This is a genomic window from Enterobacter sp. CC120223-11, from assembly GCF_900215375.1.
Lineage (GTDB): Bacteria > Pseudomonadota > Gammaproteobacteria > Enterobacterales > Enterobacteriaceae > Scandinavium.
The window spans coordinates 1-18,929 of the sequence record NZ_OBEF01000024.1; the positions used below are offsets into that span (position 1 = coordinate 1).

Below are 18,929 nucleotides of genomic sequence, written 5' to 3' on the forward strand. Positions count from 1 at the left end.
TGACGGTGGTGGTGGTGGGTGTTGTTATGGAGTACCTGCTGTGTGGAAACCCGGAATGATGGTTAATATAGACTGGGAAACTGGACGTGGGGACACCGACGGATTCCCAGGATTCGGTGATGATGCTAAGTACCTGGCATGGGAAAAAAAAATGAAGGCCGAGAATCGTCAGCACAGTAAAACAGTGCCACTGCCAGATTATACGGGACAGGAAACCTGCGGTATTACGGTGCACTTTTTACCCTGCGATGACGTCAAGGTAACGACCAGCTGCTGGTCACCCGCTAATGCAAATTATCCGATCAAACTGCCGCTGGAAATGAAGGAGCCGAAAGTATGTCCGAAATAACCACGGATCTGGCCTGGTACCCACCGGAATTTCCAGCGCAGGGTCGTTTGCCGTCGCAGGCGGCGCTGGTGGGGAAAAATTGTAAGCAGCAGGAGAGTCTGGAGCGAATCTATCGCAATGAACTTTGCAAGGCCGACAATAAGTTGGTAGATATGCCGTGCTGTAAAACGCTGCATATTAGCCTATTTTTTGATGGTACCGGTAATAACCTTAATAACGATATGTCTCAATGCTAAAAATGATTTAATTATGCCAGTCAGTGGCACAATTAAATCATTTTATCTGTAAGTGTGGACGGCGCAATAAAAGGAAAATAAGGATGAAGATAACAATCTCTGGCGTACTACTGAGTGTTTTTTTGCTGGCCGGATGCAGCCAGCCAAAAGCAGAAGCACAAACGCAAAGCGGTGGCTCTGGAACAATTGAAGCCATTAACCATACCAAATGGGCCATCAACCATTTCAGCGTTAACGGACAGTCGGGCATTGATATTATCGGACCCTTTGACGGTGGTGGTGGTGGGTGTTGTTATGGAGTTCCTGCTGTGTGGAAACCTGGGATGACAGTACGTGTAGATTGGGAAACCGGCCAGGGTTCTTCAGCTGGTTTTCCTGGGTTCGCAGATGAAGAAAAGTATCTTGCCTGGAAAACAAAAATTGATGCACAAAAGAAACATCATAGCCAAATAGTTTCTCTACCGGATTACACAGGACAAAAAACCTGCGGTATTACGGTGCATTTTTTACCCTGTGACGACGTGAAGGTGACAACCAGCTGCTTTACCTACGGTAGCCCTTCTTACCCGATCAAACTGCCGCTGGAAATGAAGGAGCCGAAAGTATGTCCGAAGTAACCACGGATCTGGTCTGGTACCCGCCAGAATTTCCGGCGCAAGGGCGTTTGCCGTCGCAGGCGGCGCTGGTGGGCAAAAATTGTAAGCAGCAAGAGAGTCTGGAGCGTACTTACCGCAATGAACTTTGCCAGGCCGACAACAAGCTGGTAGATATGCCGTGCTGTAAAACGCTGCATATTAGTCTGTTTTTTGATGGTACCGGCAATAACCTGAATAACGATTTTTATTTGTCTAATCCAAAACACCCAACCAACATTGCTCGTTTATTTCGTGCCACGATCGGCAATGGCACCGTTGGCGGCGTGTCTTCCTCTGCTGGGTTGATCGATTCTGATTCAGGTCTTAAGGGAAGTTACTACAAATACTACATACCTGGCGTTGGGACACCTTTCCCGGAAATTAACGATCTTGATTATTCAACCACAGGGCTGGCCTTTGCCAAAATGGGAGAGGACAGAATTAACTGGGCGCTGTTGAGAATTATTGACGCATTGAAACGCTCTTTGGTTCAACAAAACGACGATGCCAGTAAGCTTTCGGATGGAGAAACCCGAGCAGCTATTGAGGATATGGCAACCTCCTGGGCCTCATTTGGGTTAACCGGCAGCCATAATCGCTACGAGACCTTTACCGCAGAGTTGAAAAAGCTGAAGCCTTTATTGGGCCCGGCTCTGCAGCAACCGAGCCCCACTCAGCCAAAGCTGCTGGGAATTAAGCTGTATGTATATGGTTTTTCCCGCGGGGCGGCGGCAGCACGCGCCTTTGTCAGCTGGCTGAGTGAGCTGTTACCAAAACCTGAAGGAAGAAACCAAAAACCTGAGCAGTGTTTGATGGTAGACGACCTGAAAATCCCTCTCAGCGTTGAGTTTTTGGGGTTACTGGATACAGTGGCATCCGTGGGCATAGCGCATGTGGCGCCCGTGGCGGAAGGACATATGTCCTGGGCTGACGGGACTCAGGAGCTGCCGGAGGAAAAAACCTACAGTGGGTTAATTAAAAATTGCGTACATCTGGTTTCTTCCCATGAGCAGAGGCTAAGCTTCCCACTGGATTCTCTCCGCCGTGCTAACGGTAAATATCCGGCAAACAGTAAAGAGGTGGTGTATCCGGGGATGCACTCGGATATTGGTGGGGGTTATCCGCCTGGTGATCAGGGAAAAGCTTCTGCTAATGATGATCGACTTTTACTGTCACAAATTGCACTTAATGATATGTTTTTATTGAGTTTTAATAGTGGCTCTCCTTTAAAGGTGCCTGAAGACAGCCTCCCTGAATCATTAAAAAAAGATAAATGGAGGGCAATGCCACCCGATTTAGTAGAGCAATTTGGTGTTAAAAGTGATCTGCAGAACCGCTTCAACGCCTGGCGAGAATTAACGCTAAATCTCCCCCCGTCAAAAGAAAAAATCACTGACGAACAGGCGGCGGAATACATCCCCCCTCGGGCACCGGTCAGTCTCGAAAAAGCGTTTGAAAATCAGATAGCCTGGTTAACAGCGTGGCGCATCGATCGCTATGCCAAAGGCACAATGCTGACGACACCTTTTTACGAGCGGGCGACGGATAGTGATGCCCTCCCAGGGGCGCTGAAAAGTTCAGAAGCTAAACGGGAGCTGCAGCAGGGCGCGGTCAGGGCCCGGCGACAAGAGAAAATTGCCAGTCAGCCAGCAGATAAAATGGATGAATTAGTGCTGGAAGCCGGGGTAAAGGATTTTGACCCGGATATCGCCAAAACCCAGTTGAAGCAGGCAGCGACGGAATTTGGCGAAGACTATCGCCAGCAATTCCGCAGCCCGACAAGCATTGGCCAACTGGTGCTGGCGGTGATTCCTCGTAACTCCATTTTTATGCTGAACATTGACGACAGGCCGCGTGAATATGCCCTGATCAAAGCCTCAGCAGAGGCTAAGGTCGCGACGCTGTTCCCACCGCTTGGGGAAGCCTCGAATGCGGATACGCCTGCCGGGTTGGTCAGAGCGCTGTTTGACGACCAGGTGCATGACTCCCGCGCGTGGTTTATGCAATACACGCTTGGCACGCGCGAACCCTGGGGCGGCTATTTCCTCTACCGGATGATCTACTTCAGTAACAAATGCAATAAATCACTCTCTCCGTTGACCATTGCCGGTGATGTGGTTGGGGCGGCTACGCTTGTCGGTGGCGTTATCTTTAGCTTCAAACAGAAGGGCACGACGGCAAAACTGGCAGGCCTCGCAGGCACGGCTGGGCTGCTGACGCTGGAGTCTGAAGCGATGGATTATCTCACCGGCCTGGCAATTCCTATGGTGGACAACGCCGATGCGCTGAAAGCCTTCACCTCCGAACCCGGCGTGGTGACGGCGCAACAGACAGAAATTATCAGTGAGAAACGTCTGGAGATGGCGAAATCCATTATCCAGTCAGGATGGCTGGAAAAAGCACAATCGCTGGTGGCAACCTGAGCAGGAGGCAGTGAATGAAACGGGTGATTCGTCAGGGGGACGTCCTGAAGGAGTACGGCGGTAAGGTTCTGGTTGGGCACTATCTCTGCTTTGGTAAAGGGATTGCCGCTAAAGGGGATGCGGTTAAATGCAACAAGCATGGAATGACAACCATCGCCGAAGGCAGCTCACTTTCGAAGGTAGATGGTCAGCCTATTGCCCTGCATGGACACCGTTGTGCTTGTGGCTGCACGCTGGTGAGTTCTTTTCCTGATTTTGGTATCGGGCAGTGAGGGAGGTGCCGCAGTACCCTGCCTGGGAAACAGCTAAAACGCCGTCAAACCGTCGGTGGCTGCTGGCAGGGGCATTTCTTATTTTACTGGCCGGGGGGATGGGGGCGCTGATTGACGGAGAAAATCGTAGCGGGATGGCTTTTTCAGCAATGGGTTTTGCCCTGATCTGCATCGGTTTTTTCTGGCTTTGTCGGCTGCTTTATTTCCGCATCTCGTTACACCATACAACAGTCTGGCGACGCAACGTTGCGCATGAGCAAAGCCGGTGGTGGGAGGAGCATCAAAGCCTCCTTGGTCTGCAAGAAGTCCTGCTACTTGGCCCTTCAGGCGCGGATGTGGTGGATTGGCAAAGGGTGCTTAGCCGTATTCAGCGGCCCCCGGCAGAACGCCAGGAGAACGGTGGAAAAGCACTGCGTATTGCCCGCACCTTCTCTGCAGATAGCCTTACACGGGAGCAGCAGCTGGTTCGTGCTTTGGTGATGCAATGGAGGAATACGCCTCGTGACGGGCCACTGGCAATCTCACATTGTTTCTTTTTAGGGGATGCCGCTGTCTGGGCAGCTTTCTGCGAGCAAATGGAGGAGTCTTTTCCTGAAATCCACCTGCCGGACCAACCGGAGAACTGGCAGGGAGAAGCAACGCTCGCGAGGCTGACGGCCCTGCTTCGTGAAGATGAGAAGAGCCAACATCTGGTGGTTGGGTGCATGTCATACCCTGCTGAAGCTAATAGCCCCTTGCCCGCGGGCGAATCAGCATCTCTCTGGCTGGTAGGGGGGGATGCACCGGTGGTGATGACTCGAGGGGAGTTTTATGATGTGCCTGCCGCAGACCAATTGAACCTCATCTGTGAACGAGCGGTTGCTCAGAGCGATCTTCAGGACGATCCGCCCGCCTGCATCTTATTTTCACATCCTCAAATTACTCAGTTGGATGAGTGCGGCTGGAATACCACGCATAACCTGCAGGACAGCTATTGGGGTAAGCAGGGCAGTATGGAACCTCTTATTGTTATCTCTCTTGCTGCTCTTTTTGCCCAAACAGAAGCACAGCCATGCGGATGGGTAAGCACCGATCCTCAACACACTCTCGCTCTTGGAATAGTAAAGCCACATGGAAAAGGATAACGCCCTTAAACCAGACGCAAGTATCTCTACTGCCGTGACGGTGATAATCACCCTTGCTGTTGTCACTTTGCTGATACTTTGCGGCGGTCTCTTATACTGGTATTTTTTTGCTGATATCTCGCTGGGATGGGAATCGATTCGGCCCATCCTTATTGTCTGCGGGATTTGTTGGACTGCGTTAGTTTGTCTGATCACGCTGAGTTTTGTTGGCATTCAGCTGTGGCAAATTAGCCGGATTAAGAAGCTCTCCTCTCAAGGAGAGAAAAACAAAAATAGCAGGCAAAAATTCAAACAGCAGGGGCTGAAAGCCGGGATCGCGAGTGTTATGCGTAAACGCTATAGCCTCTTCTGGCGTCATAAAATCCGTCTTTTGCTGGTTACTGGTACCGATGCAGCCGTTGAGCAGCTTGTACCCGGTCTGCAAAAATCACAGTGGCTCGAAGGCAACCGCACCGTGCTGATTTACGGCGGCAGCCTGACGGAAGACATCGATAAAGATAAATTCGAAGCCCTGCGTAAACTGCGTCGGGGCCGCCCGCTGGACGGGATTATCCGCGTGCTGAACGCTTCGCAAAATCTCACGCCGCAGGCCAGTGACAACGATCTGCGGGGGCTGGAAAAAATCGGTGAGGTGCTGCGCTATCAGCCACCGGTCTGGCTGTGGCAGCTATGCGACAGCGCGTGGTCACAGGACGGGCGTACCGAACAGGCGGTGGGGGCTTCTTTCCCTCTGCGTGCAAGTCAGGAAGAAGTCGCTCAGCAACTGGAACAACTGTTGCCGAAACTCACTGAACAAGGCACGGGCCAGGTGGCTGTGAACATCAGCTACGATTTTCTGCTGCGTCTGGGGCAAAAGCTTAAAGAGGGCGGTATTACCCGCTGGGCACAGCAGCTCTCGCCGTGGCTTTTCAGCAACCAGCAGCGCGTCCCGTTGCGCGGTCTGGTGTTCAGTCTGCCGCAGGCGAATGAAAACACGATGGCGGATGAGGCAGTCTCGTTGCCGCTTTCCCGCCAGCATGCCCTGACCCTGCCTGCCACCTGGCAGGGGATTATTGATGACTCCACCCGTGTACGCGGTCGTCGCGTGGGTATGGCGTGGGAGCAGACGCTTGCCTGGATACTGATGGCTATTATCGGTGTCTGGGGCGCAGGCATGCTGCTTTCCTTTACCCTGAACTACAGCCAGATTTCCTCTGTGGCAAGTAAAGCCCACGATCTCGTTGAGCACCCTTCAGTATCCGACTATCAACTGACGGCGCTGCACGCCTTGCGTAATGATGCCGGTCGACTGCAGCACCATATTCAGGAAGGGGCGCCCTGGTATCAGCGCTTTGGTATGGACCATAACCAGCAGCTGCTCGATGCAATGCTCCCCTGGTATGGGGTGGCGAATAACCGTCTGATACGCGACCCGGCGAACGAGGCGCTGACCCAGAAGCTCAGCGCGCTGGCAAACTCAGCACCCAATAGCGATCAGCGTGCACAGCTGGCGAAGCCCGGCTATGACCAGCTGAAAGCCTGGCTGATGATGTCCCGTCCGGATAAAGCCGACGGCACGTTTTATGCACAGACCATGAAAGCCGTGCAGCCGACGCGCATGGGTATTTCAACAGGCCTGTGGCAGAGCCTGTCGCCGGACCTGTGGGCGTTCTACATCGCTGAACTGCCAAAGCAGCCGCAATGGAAAATCACGCCGGACACACAACTGGTCAGCCAGAGCCGCCAGGTTCTGCTGCAGCAGATTGGCCGCCGCAACGCAGAAAGCACGCTGTATGAAAACATGCTCAAATCCGTGCGTCGTAACTTTGCCGATGTATCACTGGAGGACATGACGAGCGGCACCGATGCCCGACGTCTCTTCACCACTGATGAAGTGGTGCCGGGCATGTTTACTCGCCAGGCCTGGGAAGGGGGCATTCAGCAGGCCATCGAGAAAGCGGCGAATTCACGCCGCGATGAAATCGACTGGGTACTGAGCGACAGCCAAAAATCCATTTCTGCGGATCTGTCGCCAGACGCGCTGAAAACCCGTTTGACCCAGCGCTACTTCATCGATTTTGCAGGAAGCTGGTTGAACTTCCTGAACAGCCTGCAGTGGAACACGGCGCAAAATATTGCGGATGTCACTGACCAGCTGACGCTGATGAGCGATGTCCGACAGTCGCCAATGATTGCGTTGATGAACACTCTTGCCTGGCAAGGCCAGACCGGGCAGCAGGCTGAAGGGCTGTCGGATTCTCTCATCAAGTCCGCGAAAGATCTTATCGGCAGCAAAGACAAACCGGCCATCGATCAGAGCGCCACCGGGCCGCAGGGGCCGCTGGATGAAACCTTTGGCCCTCTGCTTCAGCTTCTGGGTAAAAACAAAGGCAGCAACGTGATGTCGGCTGACACTTCCCTGAGCCTGCAGACGTATCTGACCCGCATCACCCGCGTGCGTCTACGCCTGCAACAGGTGGCCAGCGCCTCCGATCCGCAGGAGATGATGCAGACCCTGGCCCAGACGGTGTTCCAGGGCAAAAGCGTGGATCTCACCGACACCCAGCAGTACGGCAGTCTGATTTCGGCAAGCCTTGGCGAAGAGTGGAGCGGGTTTGGTCGAACGATGTTTGTGCAGCCGCTGACTCAGGCCTGGGAAACGGTTCTGCAGCCTTCAGCGGCCAGCCTCAATGACCGCTGGAGTCGATCTGTTGTGGCGAACTGGCGTACTGCCTTTGACGGTCGTTTCCCGTTCGCGGTGAGCAAGAGCGACGCTTCCTTGCCGATGCTGGCGGAGTTTATCCGCAAAGACACCGGACGCATCGACCGCTTCCTGACCACGGAGCTCAGTGGGGTGCTGCACAAAGAAGGCAGCCAGTGGGTGCCTGACAGCGCACACAGCCAGGGCCTGACGTTCAATCCCGCATTCCTCAAAGCGGTGAATCAACTGAGCCAGCTGTCCGATATTCTGTTTACCGATGGCAGCCAGGGAATCAGCTTCGAACTGCAGGCCCGTCCGGCGGCTCAGGTCGTGGAAACGCAGCTCACAATTGACGGGCAGCAGCTGCACTACTTCAACCAGATGGCCGACTGGCAGTCATTCCGCTGGCCGGGGGATACCTGGAAGCCTGGAACCATGCTGACCTGGACTTCAACCAGCGCGGGAGCCCGCCTGTTCGGCGACTACAGCGGGACCTGGGGCTTCATTCGCTGGCTGGACCAGGGCAAGCGCCAGCAGCTTGACCGCAGCCAGTGGATGATGAGTTTTACCGCGCAGGATGGCCGCACGCTGCAGTGGGTGCTGCGTTCACAGTTCGGAAAAGGTCCGCTGGCGCTGCTGGATCTGCGCGGTTTCACGCTGCCGGAGCAAATATTCAGCGTCGACAGTGCGGCCACGGCACAGGTGCTGATGGCCAACACCGATAACAGTGACATGGATGGAGTCGAATAATGAGCACACTGCAGAATCTGGTTTCAGCATGTCAGGTTGATTCAGCGTCAGCCATTGCAAGGGTTGTACGCAAGGAGATGTAAAAGATGGATTGTATTTCGCTATGGACAGATAAAATTCGCACGGCGTGCCAGCGTGTTGAAATTGAGCATATTGACGTGATTGTCGATCAATGTGCGGTTGATTTCTCAGTGCTTCCGGCGCTGTCTGGTTTCAGTCCCCCAATCTTGTGGCAATCTTTATATCTGGATATGCCAGAGAATATTTATCCTGAAGATGCGCCCGTGCTTGTACGGATTCATCTTACTGATGCGGAACAGATTTTGTGGTTTCAGAACCTTGCCGCGGAGATGACAAGCTCAGCCCCGCTGCTGATATGCGGCTCTAAATGGTCATTTGAACGGCTTTCACATTGGTTAAGAGACTGCGCGAATGCCCGGCATGAAGGGCGGGAAGGGATTTTTCGTTTTTGGGATACCCGTATCTTCCCATTTTTATTCAGCCACATTCTGGACGATGAACAAAAAAAACAGCTGCAGCAACCCGTAATATTCTGGAGCTGGCTGGACAGTGATAATCAACCCGTACTGGAACTCGGTGGTGGTGAAACGCTTGAGCCAGATGATTCAGCGGTGCAAATCGACTTGACCGATAGTCAGTATGAAAAGCTGATGTGCGTCAGCGACGCAAAGCAAATGATGAGTTATGAGGATATTCCTGACGAATTATTTGCAACACAGCAGGCGAAATTTGTCGCATGTTATGAGGCTATGTTGAAGGCGACAGAGCAGCGCATTCTTTTTGTTGATAAAAGAGAACAATGGGCGATGGAGTATCTTGCCAGACAGAACGCCGCCGTCTGATGAATCTCACACAAGGAACGTCAAATGAGGTGTCCATGTTGCTTTCTGATTGCAACCACAGTGTTGCTGACCGGCTGCGATCAATCCGATGCCCCGGTAAGCGGCGGCGGTGGCACCATCGACGCTGTTAACCATACGCACTGGGCGATTAATCATTTCAGCGTCAACGGGCAGTCGGGGGTTGATATTATCGGCCCGTGGCAGGGCGGCGGCGGGGCCGGGTATTTCGGCGTGCCTACTAAGTGGGAGCCGGGTATGACTGTGAAGGTGGAATGGGAAACTGGGGAGGCTTCTACTGATGACTTTCCTGGATATGCAGATAGGGTGAAATATTTAGCATGGGAAAGGAAAATAAAATCTAGTTATAAAGACCATAGCGCAACAGTTCCTGTTCCCGATTATAGCGGCCAGAAAACCTGTGGAATAAAAATTCATTTCTTCCCTTGCGATGAAATTAAAGTGACGACAAGCTGTTACGATTACGGCAATCCTGAATATCCGATCAAAGACCCGATTAGAATGGAAGAGCCAAAAGTATGTCCGAAGTGACCGGGGTCTTCTGCCAAAGGTGTAATGGTTTTTTCTTACCCCAGCAAGGAAGTGCTGAATGAAATATTCACTTATTACTTATATTTTAGCGATGTTGCTGACCGGCTGCGATCAGTCCGATGCCCCGGTAAGCGGCGGCGGTGGCACCATCGACGCTGTTAACCATACGCACTGGGCGATTAATCATTTCAGCGTCAACGGGCAGTCGGGTGTGGATATTATCGGCCCGTGGCAGGGTGGCGGCGGGGCCGGGTATTTCGGCGTGCCTACTAAGTGGGAGCCGGGTATGACCGTGAAGGTGGAATGGGAAACTGGGGTAGGATATTCAATGGATTTTCCTGGTTTTGGGAATGATGCAAAAGTGTTGGAATGGGAAAGGAAAATAAAATCACAAAATCGTGAGCATAGTCTTATAGTTCCCGTTCCTGACTATAGTGGCCAGAAAACCTGCGGAATAAAAATTCATTTCCTCCCCTGTGATCAAATTAAAGTGACGACAAGCTGTTACGATTATGGCAATCCTGAATATCCGATTAAAGACCCGATTAGAATGGAAGAGCCAAAAGTATGTCCAAAGTGACCGGGGTCTTCAGCCAAAGGTGTTATGGTTTTTTCTTACTCCAGCAAGGAAATGCTGAATGAAATATTCACTTATTACTTTTATTTTAGTTATGTTGCTGACCGGCTGCGATCAATCCGATGCCCCTGTAAGCGGCGGCGGTGGCACCATCGACGCTGTTAACCATACGCACTGGGCGATTAATCATTTCAGCGTCAACGGGCAGTCGGGTGTGGATATTATTGGTCCGTGGCAGGGCGGCGGCGGTGCCGGGTATTTTGGCGTGCCTTCAAAATGGCAGCCGGGTATGACTGTGAAAATTGATTGGGAAACTGGGGCAGGTGATATGGACGGTTTTCCTGGTTTTGGCGATGATAAAAAGTTGCTTGAGTGGTATGATAAAATGAAACTGTTGAAAAAAAACCATAGCGCAATAGTTTCCGTTCCTGATTATAGTGGCCAGAAAACTTGTGGAATAAAAATTCATTTCCTTCCCTGTGATAAAATTAAGGTCACAACCAGCTGTTACGATTACGGCAATCCTGAATATCCGATCAAAGACCCTATCCGAATGGAAGAGCCAAAAGTATGTCCAAAATAAAGCCGGACTTAGCCTGGTACCCTCCTGAATTTCCAAAGCAGGGCCGTTTGCCCACAGATCCTCTGTCTATCGTGCAGAACTGCAGGCTGCAGGACAGCCATGAAATAAATTACCGCAATGAGCTTTGTAAGGCGGCAGGTAAATTGGTTGACTCACCCTGCTGCAAGACGCTGCATATCAGCATTTTTTTTGATGGCACTGGAAACAATCTGAATAACGATCTGTATCTGTCGAAACCTGCCCACCCGACGAATATTGCGCGTTTATTTCGCGCCACTATCGGCCAGGGATACGCCGGTGGGGTTCAGGGGCATACTGAGGAGCTGGTTGATGTCGCCGGAACCTCGAGTAACAAATATTATAAATATTACATTCCGGGCGTCGGGACCCCTTTTCCTGAGGTTTCCGACCTTGATTACACGACTCCAGGCCTGGCGTTTGCGACCTACGGCGAAGAGCGAGTGAACTGGGGATTGCTGAGGATCGTTGATGCGCTGAGACGAACATCGGGATTAAGCGAAATCTCTGATGCAGAGAGTCATACAGCCATTAACAGCATGACCTCTAATCTGGGGACAGACGGGCCTTACAAGCGCAAAATTGTGTTTAACCAGCTACTCAATGCCACCGATCTGGCGGCTGCCATGAAGCTGGCGGTGACGCAGCCGGAGCCCGGAAAGCCAAAGCTGTTGGGCATCAAGCTGTATGTCTATGGCTTCTCTCGCGGCGCGGCGAGTGCGCGAGCCTTTGTTAACTGGTTAACCGATCTGCTGCCCGGCGCCAGGCAAAAGGGCAGCCTGATCGAACTCTGTCTGTTATCGGATGGGGTAAAAATCCCCCTGAGCATCGAGTTTCTTGGCCTGCTGGACACCGTTGCCTCCGTGGGGGTGGCAAACATCGCCCCGTTTGCCGAAGGGCATATGGGGTGGGCAGACGGCACCATGGAATTACCGGATAATGGGCTGATTAAAAAATGCACTCACCTGGTGTCCTCTCATGAGCAGAGGCTTTGCTTCCCGATGGACTCTATTTGCCGCAGCGACGGGACTTATCCGGGGTATGCTACCGAGGTGGTTTATCCAGGCATGCATTCTGACCTTGGTGGTGGATATCCTCCGGGAGATCAGGGAAAGGCATCGGGTGTTAATGATGGTAATCTGTTATCGCAAATTGCACTGCATGATATGTATGCTTCTGCATTTGATGCAGGTGCTCCATTAAAAGTATCTCCTCAAATACTATCTAAGGAGCTTTTATCTCAACTATGGCGAGTAATGCCACCTGACTTGCAATTAGAGTTTTTGATTTCAGAGGCGCTTGTAGAAAGATTCAACGCATGGCGCGAGCTAACTCTTAATTTAACCTCCGACAAGAGTGATGCCCCTACAGATGCACTCCAGTTCAACCCCATTCGCGCCAGCGTAAATATTATCACTGCGCTTGAAAATCAAATGGGCTGGATCACCGCCTGGCGAATTGGTCGTTATGCTAACGGGGCGTATAAATCGCAAAAATTCTACCAAGATTCCGCCCTGAACGGACAAAATAAGGACAGCGACCCTGTTACTCTGGCGGCTTCAAAGGCGGAACGTGCAAAGAAACAAAAAAATGTCGATGACGAGCGGATAAAGTTAATTGTGTCGCGTAGATATAAAGAGTTTATTCCCTTGCCGCCTGGGCCTAAAGATTTTGACCCAGCTATTGCTCAGGTGCAGCTAAGACAGGCGGCAGAGGAGTTTAACGCTGATTATCAATCCAGGCCCCGGCCCAGAACGGGAAGCTGGAAATATCAGGTTGTTGAGCCATTATCCAATGTCATGTATTCATTTAGTGAGAACGATTTCGCCGAGGAATATAAGCGAATTAAACAGTCTGGCGAGGAAAAATATGCAGTCCTTTTCCAGCCGCATCCTAATGAGGATGTGACCCGGTCGCCCGCTGGCTTAGTGAGATCGCTGTTCGATTCGCAGGTCCACGATTCACGTGCCTGGTTTATGCAGGCAACCTTTGGCGAAAGAGAACCCTGGGGCAGTTACTTCCTGTATCGGATGATCTATTTCGGTGAGTTGATGAGTAAGAATGTGCCATTGATTGCTAAGTATGGTCACTTCGTTGACCGGCAACTGAAATTAGCGTTAAAAAACTCCCTTATCATGTTTGATTTTACTCGCGGGGTAGGTAATACATCAGATGAAGGTGCCGCCAACGTTAAACAAATTATTTCTGTCACGCCAGCGTCTAAAAGTCTTGCCGAAATAATTAACGTTAATTCAAACATTCAACCGGCAATGACAAATACCATGACTGAATCCTTCATCCAGACCTGTAAAGCGGCGGATGAGGAAAAATTAGCTGAAGCGAAAGCCGATATTCTCAGACTGTGGTGACGAATAAATTCTGCTTTATCTTATGGCAGAAATGGATCCTGAAAGACTAATGGAATAACACCATGAGCACACTGCACAATCTTGTCTCAGCCTGTCAGGCTGATGAATCCCTGCTGCGTCAGCAGGCACAAGGGCGCACTGAAAACTGGCATCACTGGATTATGCCGATAAATGATGCTCATCCGACCGGTGAAGACCCCGGCTATGACGATGATTTTCAGCGTATCCGGGAGGAGGTCAACAAACTTTCCGGCATCGATACCGGGCTGATTTGCACGCTTGCCGAAAAACTGCTGACCAGCACTGCCAAAGATATCCGGATTGCCACCTATTACTGCTGGGCGCGTCTGCACCAGGACGGGGAACCCGGCTTTGCCGAAGGGCTTGAACTGCTGGCTGGATTGCTACAGCGCTATGGAACGCAGCTTCATCCTCAGCGCGAGCGGAGCCGTAAACCGGCACTGGAGTGGCTCGCAGGCTCCCGTGTGCTGGACAGCCTGTCACTGTATCCGGAGGTCGTGCGCGAGGATGCGCAACGTACCGCCGGGGCGCTGCTGCTCATCCGCGACAGCCTGGAGACAGAGCCGGAAGCGTCACGGCCAGAGCTGAATGGCCTGTACAGTGCGCTGGAATCTCGCCTGATGAAGGCCGGCGGCGTGGATGCTGTGGTACCGCAGAACGCCGGCAATAAGGCACAGTCACATAGCGCTACGCAGACGGCCGAGTCAGACGCGCCGGTTCTGAGCCGTATTACCTCCGGTCAGGATTTGCTGGCCCAGGCCCGTACACTCACCGGATATCTGCGTGAGCAACCCGATGGCTGGCTGGCCGCACATAGACTGATGAAAAGCCTGCGTCATGACACGCTGAGTGCTATTCCGGCCCCGGATGCCGAAGGGAAAACCCGAATCGAACCGCCGCGCGCCGACCAGCGGGCGATGCTCAAACGCCTGTATCTGCAGCAGAGCTGGCTGGAGATACTGGAGCAGGCGGACAGCACCTTCTCGCGTGGGGCCAATCACCTCTGGCTGGATTTGCAGTGGTATATCCATCAGGCACTGATGAAATCGGGGCAGAATGTACTGGCTGATATCATCGCCGCCGATCTGAAAGGGCTGCTGCGCCGCCTTACCGGGCTTGAAACTCTGGCCTTTAATGACGGTACGCCGTTCGCAGATGAGGTTACGCTGAACTGGATCAATGAATCCGTGCTTGACGATTTGCCCGGCTGGAAGGATGAGGCGGTGTCCACTGTGGCAATTTCCAGTGACGAAGTCCTGGCTCTTGAGCCGGAGGTGCTGGCCAGGGCCGACAGTGAAGGCATTGACGCCGCGCTGAACTGGCTACAGCTCCGCCCCGGTTACACCTCTGCTCGCGATCGTTGGCTGATGCGCCTGCTGATGGCACGTGTGACCGAGCAGTACGGTAAAAATGAAATGGCCCTGCACCTGCTGAGCGAACTCGACAGCAGCGCTCGTACGCTGACGCTTGAAATGTGGACGCCTGAACTGATGTTTGAAGTCAAAGCCAGAAGGTTGAAGCTACTGCGTGGCAAGGCAGGGCGCAGCGATGCGGATAAAACGCGCCTGCAGGCCGAAATGGATGCGTTGCTCTCTGGTTTAATTGCTTTAGATCCTGCCCGTGCAGCAGTTCTCTGCGCCTGATGACTAAGTAGACTGATTATAAAAGCTATGGATGACTTAACCCTGCGTTATTACGACGCCGAAATGCGCTACCTGCTTGAAGCAGGTGAAGAGTTTGCCCGGGCTCACCCTGACCGGGCGGCAATGCTCAATCTCGATAAAGCGGGGGCGCGCGACCCCTACGTGGAGCGGCTGTTCGAGGGCTTTGCCTTCCTGATGGGGCGGCTGCGTGAAAAGCTCGATGACGACCTGCCTGAACTGACCGAAGGGCTGGTCAGCCTGCTGTGGCCGCATTACCTGCGTACCATTCCGTCAATGTCGGTGGTGGAGTTCACCCCTGACTGGCGGGAGATGAAAGAGCAGATGCGTATCGTCAAAGGCTTCGAGGTGAACTCACGGCCAATCGGTGAGAAGGGCACTCGCTGTCGGTACACGACAACCAAAGAGATTACCCTTCAGCCGTTGTCGCTGGAGCACGCCCGCCTGTCGACCGATCCTGACGGACGTTCGGTCATCAGCCTGCGCTTCAACTGCAGCCATCTTGCCGACTGGAGCCGTGCCGATCTCAGTCAGATCCCGTTCTACTTCAACGCAGACGCACCGCTGGCCTGCGCCATGCATGAGGCCTTTACCATGAATGTGGCCCGTCTCTGGTTGCGGATGCCGGGTGACATGGACAGAAGACCGCTCGACGGGTATTTCACCGCGCTGGGATTTGGCGATGACGACGATCTATGGCCGAAAGGGAGCAGCAGCTTTAGCGGTTACCAGCTGCTGCTGGAATATTTCACCTTCCGCGAGAAATTTATGTTCACGGGGCTGCGTGGGCTGGAGACCGTGGTCTTTCCGGCTGAGCTCCCATGGTTTGAAATCGACGTGGTGCTGGCGGAGCGCTGGGAACATGACTTCAGCTTTACCGAAAAGCATCTGCGCCTGAACTGTGTGCCGGTGATTAACTTGTTCCCGCTGGAATCCGACCCGCTGACGCTCAATTCATTGCAGACCGAATACATGCTGCGTCCAATGCGCGTTCAGGATGGCCACACTGAGATTTACGCTGTTGATTCGGTGATGTCATCGAGCCTGCATACCTACGTTCCGTTTTCGAGTTTCCGCCATAAAGGCGGAATGATGCGCCATGAAGCACCGGAGTATTACTACCATACTCGCGTGCGTCGCGGCCCGTCAGGACTGCATAACACCTGGCTTATCCTCGGCGGTGAAGCCTTTGATAACCATACGGTACCGGAAGACGAAAGCCTGTCGCTGACGCTCACTGGCACCAATGGCCAGCTGCCACGGCGTGCACTGCAGAGCACGGTGCTCGATACGGTGATGAAAACCACTTCGGCCAGTATGGCCGTGCGCAACCTGTGTGCACCAACGTTACCCTGTTATCCACCGGCTCAGGACCGTTTCCACTGGCGTGTGCTGAGTCATCTCGGCAGCGGATTCCTTTCGATGATGAACAACGCCGATGTGCTGCGTGGCACGCTGGCGCTGTACGAGTGGACGGACAGCGAAATGAACCGCCGCCGCCTGGAAGCGATTATCGACGTGCAGCACAGTGAAACTGAGCGCTTTGAGCAGGGCTATCTCGTGCGCGGCGTGCAGATTGAAGTGACCCTCGACAGCCACGGTTTTGCCGGGCGCGGGGACATCTGCCTGTTTGGTGAAATGCTGAGTCGTTTCTTCGCGCTGTACACCGATATCTATCTGTTTAATCGCCTGATTATCATCCTGCAACCGACCGGAGAACGCCTGGAATGGGAAGAGAAGCACAACCGCCGCATTCCCGGCTGACCCCGCGGCTGGAGGCGGACCTTAATCGGATTAATTTTTACCGCTTCTGCCAGCTGCTGGAGAAACAGAACCCGGACAGGCCGCTGATGGGCTCAACCAGCCATCCTTCTGACGATCCGGTGCGTTTTGCGCCGCATCCCGGAATGGGCTTCCCGGCGAGTGAGCTGAAGGCTGTCGAATATGACGAAGATGATGACAGCCAGCCACCACTCATCCGCACGACCTTCATGGGGATGTACGGTGTCGATTCCCCCTTACCAACGGCGTACCTTGATGACATCACCCAGCGTCGCGAAGGGCACGAGGCATTGCAGGGTTTTCTGGATATCTTCAGCCACCGCATCCTGACGCAGTTTTACCGTATCTGGCGAAAGTACTCTTATCCGGCGACCTTTGAACCCGGTGGTACGGACGCTATTTCGCAGTCGTTACTGGGTCTGGTCGGGCTGGGTATTCCCGGCACGTCGAACCACATCGCCACGCCGGTTTCGCGTTTTCTGGCGCTGCTCAGCGTACTGCGCCAGCCGGGTAAAACCCAGGAAGGAATGCAGGCCCTGGTCAGCCTGCTGGCACCTCACACAACGGTGCAGGTGAGCCCGTATTGCCTGCGCCCTGTGGAGGTCAGCCAGCCGCTGGGTTTTTATGGTGATGACGATTTTCTTCTGGATGGCAACACGCCGCTGGGTGAAGAAGCCATGGATGCTAACAGTCAGTTGCTGATTGCTCTGTCCACCGATAACGAACAGGAATCACAGGGCTGGAAACCTGATGGCCTGCTGTATCAGGACTTTCTCGTAATGCTGCGGGTGTATCTGGGCTGGCGCTTTAAGGCAAAAATTCGGCTGACGGTGAGCACCCGCATGCTGACGGCACCGCCGCTCGGCGAGGGACCTTTCTGGCTGGGAATGAATGGCGTACTGGGCGCCGAAGGGGATGAACTCTCTGATGATATTCCCGAGAGCTTTACGACTGAGCTGGGTTATTACAGCGGCCTGAAGTCCGCAACACCACAACAAGGAAATCGACGTGTTACGTACAAGTTTGACTAAACCCGCTCTTTGGCTGCTGCCGCTATTGGCCTTCGGCCTGACCGGATGCGGCCTGACGCAAAGCGTCACCGACGGCACAAAATCCGCCTTCACCTCCGTCTTCTACAAGAAAATTAAAACGTTGCATCTGGACTTCACCGCCCGTGAGGCCCTGAACACCGACGCCCGGGAGAGCAATTCCTTGTCGGAATCGGTCGTTGTCCGTGTGTATCAACTCAAGGACCGGAAAACGTTCGACAAGACGGTTTATCAGCAGTTGCTGAAGGACGGGGACACCCTCCTCAAGGCTGATTTGCTGGCGACCCGCGATGTGGTGGTAAAACCGGGAGGGGATGCCAGCCTTGATATGCCGATGGAAGCCGACGCGCAGTTCGTGGCTGTCGTAGGGCTGTTTCGCCACCCGGATATGGTGAACAACACCTGGAAACTGGTCATTGAGCGGGAAGAACTGGATCCGGATAAGCCCCGTATTCTCGAAGCCGGAAACAACCATCTGACGCTACAGCCTGTTAAGGATAAGTGATGCCCCAGGGACACAACACGCCTTCGCTGTATGAAATGCTGACAGGCAACTTCACCGGCGGCCTCGATCTCCATCAGGTCAGCGAGCAAAACCAGGTGATTTTGTCCGTTCTCGACAACATGCAGCGCATTCTCAACTGCCGCGCCGGAACGCTGGCGCACTTGCCGGACTACGGCCTGCCGGATATGACCAAAATCCTGCAAGGCATGCCGGGCACCGCGCATCAGCTGTTGAAGACGTTTTCCGACGTGCTGCTCAAATATGAGCCACGCCTGAAAAGCATCAAAGTTGTCCTGCTCGACCAGCACATCCCCGGCGAGCTGCGCTATGCCATCGATGCTGAACTGAAAGGCATCGGTCTTGTGCGCTACGGCACGGATTTTATGCCGGAAGGGCGGGTGCTGATTCGCCATCTCAAACAACAGAGCTACCTCGACACCAAAGCTCATCTATAGTTTTTTATCATCTGACGAAGATCACAGG

Annotated in this window: 17 protein-coding genes; all 17 read left to right on the forward strand. The window is 53.3% G+C overall.

Features of this window, described 5'->3' with window-relative positions:
• Nucleotides 1–349 (forward strand): DUF3304 domain-containing protein (locus tag CRO87_RS20600; protein ID WP_141398723.1); only part of this gene is annotated, 349 nt, incomplete at its 5' end.
• Complete coding sequence (locus CRO87_RS20605) at nt 337–585, forward strand: hypothetical protein (protein ID WP_097164788.1); 249 nt, start codon at nt 337–339, stop codon at nt 583–585. The genes CRO87_RS20600 and CRO87_RS20605, both read left to right, overlap by 13 nt.
• A gap of 83 nt (nt 586–668) precedes the next feature.
• A complete protein-coding gene (locus CRO87_RS20610; RefSeq protein ID WP_097164789.1) occupies nt 669–1,202 on the forward strand; it encodes a DUF3304 domain-containing protein in 534 nt (177 codons plus the stop codon).
• A complete protein-coding gene (locus CRO87_RS20615) occupies nt 1,190–3,643 on the forward strand; it encodes a DUF2235 domain-containing protein (protein ID WP_097164790.1) in 2,454 nt (817 codons plus the stop codon). Before CRO87_RS20610 ends, CRO87_RS20615 begins: the two co-directional genes overlap by 13 nt.
• Nucleotides 3,644–3,657: 14 nt before the next feature.
• Complete coding sequence (locus CRO87_RS20620) at nt 3,658–3,915, forward strand: PAAR domain-containing protein (RefSeq protein ID WP_097164791.1); 258 nt, start codon at nt 3,658–3,660, stop codon at nt 3,913–3,915.
• 98 nt (nt 3,916–4,013) lie between these two features.
• Nucleotides 4,014–5,039 (forward strand): hypothetical protein, encoded by a 1,026-nt coding sequence (locus tag CRO87_RS20625; RefSeq protein WP_097164792.1) that lies wholly within the window; start codon nt 4,014–4,016, stop codon nt 5,037–5,039.
• A complete protein-coding gene (locus CRO87_RS20630) occupies nt 5,026–8,469 on the forward strand; it encodes an ImcF-related family protein (protein WP_097164793.1) in 3,444 nt (1,147 codons plus the stop codon). Before CRO87_RS20625 ends, CRO87_RS20630 begins: the two co-directional genes overlap by 14 nt.
• Nucleotides 8,470–8,555: 86 nt before the next feature.
• Nucleotides 8,556–9,332, forward strand: coding sequence for a DUF4123 domain-containing protein (locus CRO87_RS20635; protein WP_097164794.1), 777 nt, complete (start codon nt 8,556–8,558; stop codon nt 9,330–9,332).
• Nucleotides 9,333–9,356: 24 nt separating this feature from the next.
• Complete coding sequence (locus CRO87_RS20640; RefSeq protein WP_097164795.1) at nt 9,357–9,881, forward strand: DUF3304 domain-containing protein; 525 nt, start codon at nt 9,357–9,359, stop codon at nt 9,879–9,881.
• Nucleotides 9,882–9,939: 58 nt separating this feature from the next.
• A complete protein-coding gene (locus CRO87_RS20645) occupies nt 9,940–10,461 on the forward strand; it encodes a DUF3304 domain-containing protein (protein WP_097164796.1) in 522 nt (173 codons plus the stop codon).
• Between the two features lie 58 nt (nt 10,462–10,519).
• Nucleotides 10,520–11,041, forward strand: a complete 522-nt coding sequence (locus CRO87_RS20650) for a DUF3304 domain-containing protein (protein ID WP_097164797.1) — start codon at nt 10,520–10,522, stop codon at nt 11,039–11,041.
• Entirely contained in the window at nt 11,029–13,428 is a 2,400-nt protein-coding gene (locus tag CRO87_RS20655) for a DUF2235 domain-containing protein (protein WP_097164798.1), read from the forward strand. Before CRO87_RS20650 ends, CRO87_RS20655 begins: the two co-directional genes overlap by 13 nt.
• 62 nt (nt 13,429–13,490) lie before the next feature.
• Nucleotides 13,491–15,092: a type VI secretion system protein TssA gene (gene tssA, locus CRO87_RS20660; RefSeq protein ID WP_097164799.1), complete on the forward strand. Its 1,602-nt coding sequence runs from the start codon at nt 13,491–13,493 to the stop codon at nt 15,090–15,092.
• A 27-nt stretch (nt 15,093–15,119) separates the two neighbouring features.
• The gene (tssF, locus tag CRO87_RS20665) at nt 15,120–16,874 is read left to right on the forward strand and encodes a type VI secretion system baseplate subunit TssF (RefSeq protein ID WP_097164800.1); all 1,755 of its coding nucleotides are present in this window, start codon (nt 15,120–15,122) and stop codon (nt 16,872–16,874) included.
• A complete protein-coding gene (gene tssG / locus CRO87_RS20670; RefSeq protein ID WP_097164801.1) occupies nt 16,838–17,923 on the forward strand; it encodes a type VI secretion system baseplate subunit TssG in 1,086 nt (361 codons plus the stop codon). Before tssF ends, tssG begins: the two co-directional genes overlap by 37 nt.
• Nucleotides 17,901–18,446 carry a type VI secretion system lipoprotein TssJ gene (gene tssJ / locus CRO87_RS20675; protein WP_097164802.1) on the forward strand — a complete coding sequence of 182 codons (546 nt, stop codon included), beginning with the start codon at nt 17,901–17,903 and terminating at the stop codon, nt 18,444–18,446. Before tssG ends, tssJ begins: the two co-directional genes overlap by 23 nt.
• Entirely contained in the window at nt 18,446–18,901 is a 456-nt protein-coding gene (gene tssE, locus CRO87_RS20680; protein WP_097164803.1) for a type VI secretion system baseplate subunit TssE, read from the forward strand. Before tssJ ends, tssE begins: the two co-directional genes overlap by 1 nt.
• Nucleotides 18,902–18,929: the final 28 nt, after the last annotated feature.

What these genes read in the sequence shown, in the direction of transcription:
- CRO87_RS20605 (WP_097164788.1), top strand. Translation starts at nt 337, where the DNA reads ATGTCCGAAATAACCACGGATCTGGCCTGGTACCCACCGGAATTTCCA.
- CRO87_RS20610 (WP_097164789.1), top strand. Translation starts at nt 669, where the DNA reads ATGAAGATAACAATCTCTGGCGTACTACTGAGTGTTTTTTTGCTGGCC.
- CRO87_RS20615 (WP_097164790.1), top strand. Translation starts at nt 1,190, where the DNA reads ATGTCCGAAGTAACCACGGATCTGGTCTGGTACCCGCCAGAATTTCCG.
- CRO87_RS20620 (WP_097164791.1), top strand. Translation starts at nt 3,658, where the DNA reads ATGAAACGGGTGATTCGTCAGGGGGACGTCCTGAAGGAGTACGGCGGT.
- CRO87_RS20625 (WP_097164792.1), top strand. Translation starts at nt 4,014, where the DNA reads ATGGGGGCGCTGATTGACGGAGAAAATCGTAGCGGGATGGCTTTTTCA.
- CRO87_RS20630 (WP_097164793.1), top strand. Translation starts at nt 5,026, where the DNA reads ATGGAAAAGGATAACGCCCTTAAACCAGACGCAAGTATCTCTACTGCC.
- CRO87_RS20635 (WP_097164794.1), top strand. Translation starts at nt 8,556, where the DNA reads ATGGATTGTATTTCGCTATGGACAGATAAAATTCGCACGGCGTGCCAG.
- CRO87_RS20640 (WP_097164795.1), top strand. Translation starts at nt 9,357, where the DNA reads ATGAGGTGTCCATGTTGCTTTCTGATTGCAACCACAGTGTTGCTGACC.
- CRO87_RS20645 (WP_097164796.1), top strand. Translation starts at nt 9,940, where the DNA reads ATGAAATATTCACTTATTACTTATATTTTAGCGATGTTGCTGACCGGC.
- CRO87_RS20650 (WP_097164797.1), top strand. Translation starts at nt 10,520, where the DNA reads ATGAAATATTCACTTATTACTTTTATTTTAGTTATGTTGCTGACCGGC.
- CRO87_RS20655 (WP_097164798.1), top strand. Translation starts at nt 11,029, where the DNA reads ATGTCCAAAATAAAGCCGGACTTAGCCTGGTACCCTCCTGAATTTCCA.
- tssA (WP_097164799.1), top strand. Translation starts at nt 13,491, where the DNA reads ATGAGCACACTGCACAATCTTGTCTCAGCCTGTCAGGCTGATGAATCC.
- tssF (WP_097164800.1), top strand. Translation starts at nt 15,120, where the DNA reads ATGGATGACTTAACCCTGCGTTATTACGACGCCGAAATGCGCTACCTG.
- tssG (WP_097164801.1), top strand. Translation starts at nt 16,838, where the DNA reads ATGGGAAGAGAAGCACAACCGCCGCATTCCCGGCTGACCCCGCGGCTG.
- tssE (WP_097164803.1), top strand. Translation starts at nt 18,446, where the DNA reads ATGCCCCAGGGACACAACACGCCTTCGCTGTATGAAATGCTGACAGGC.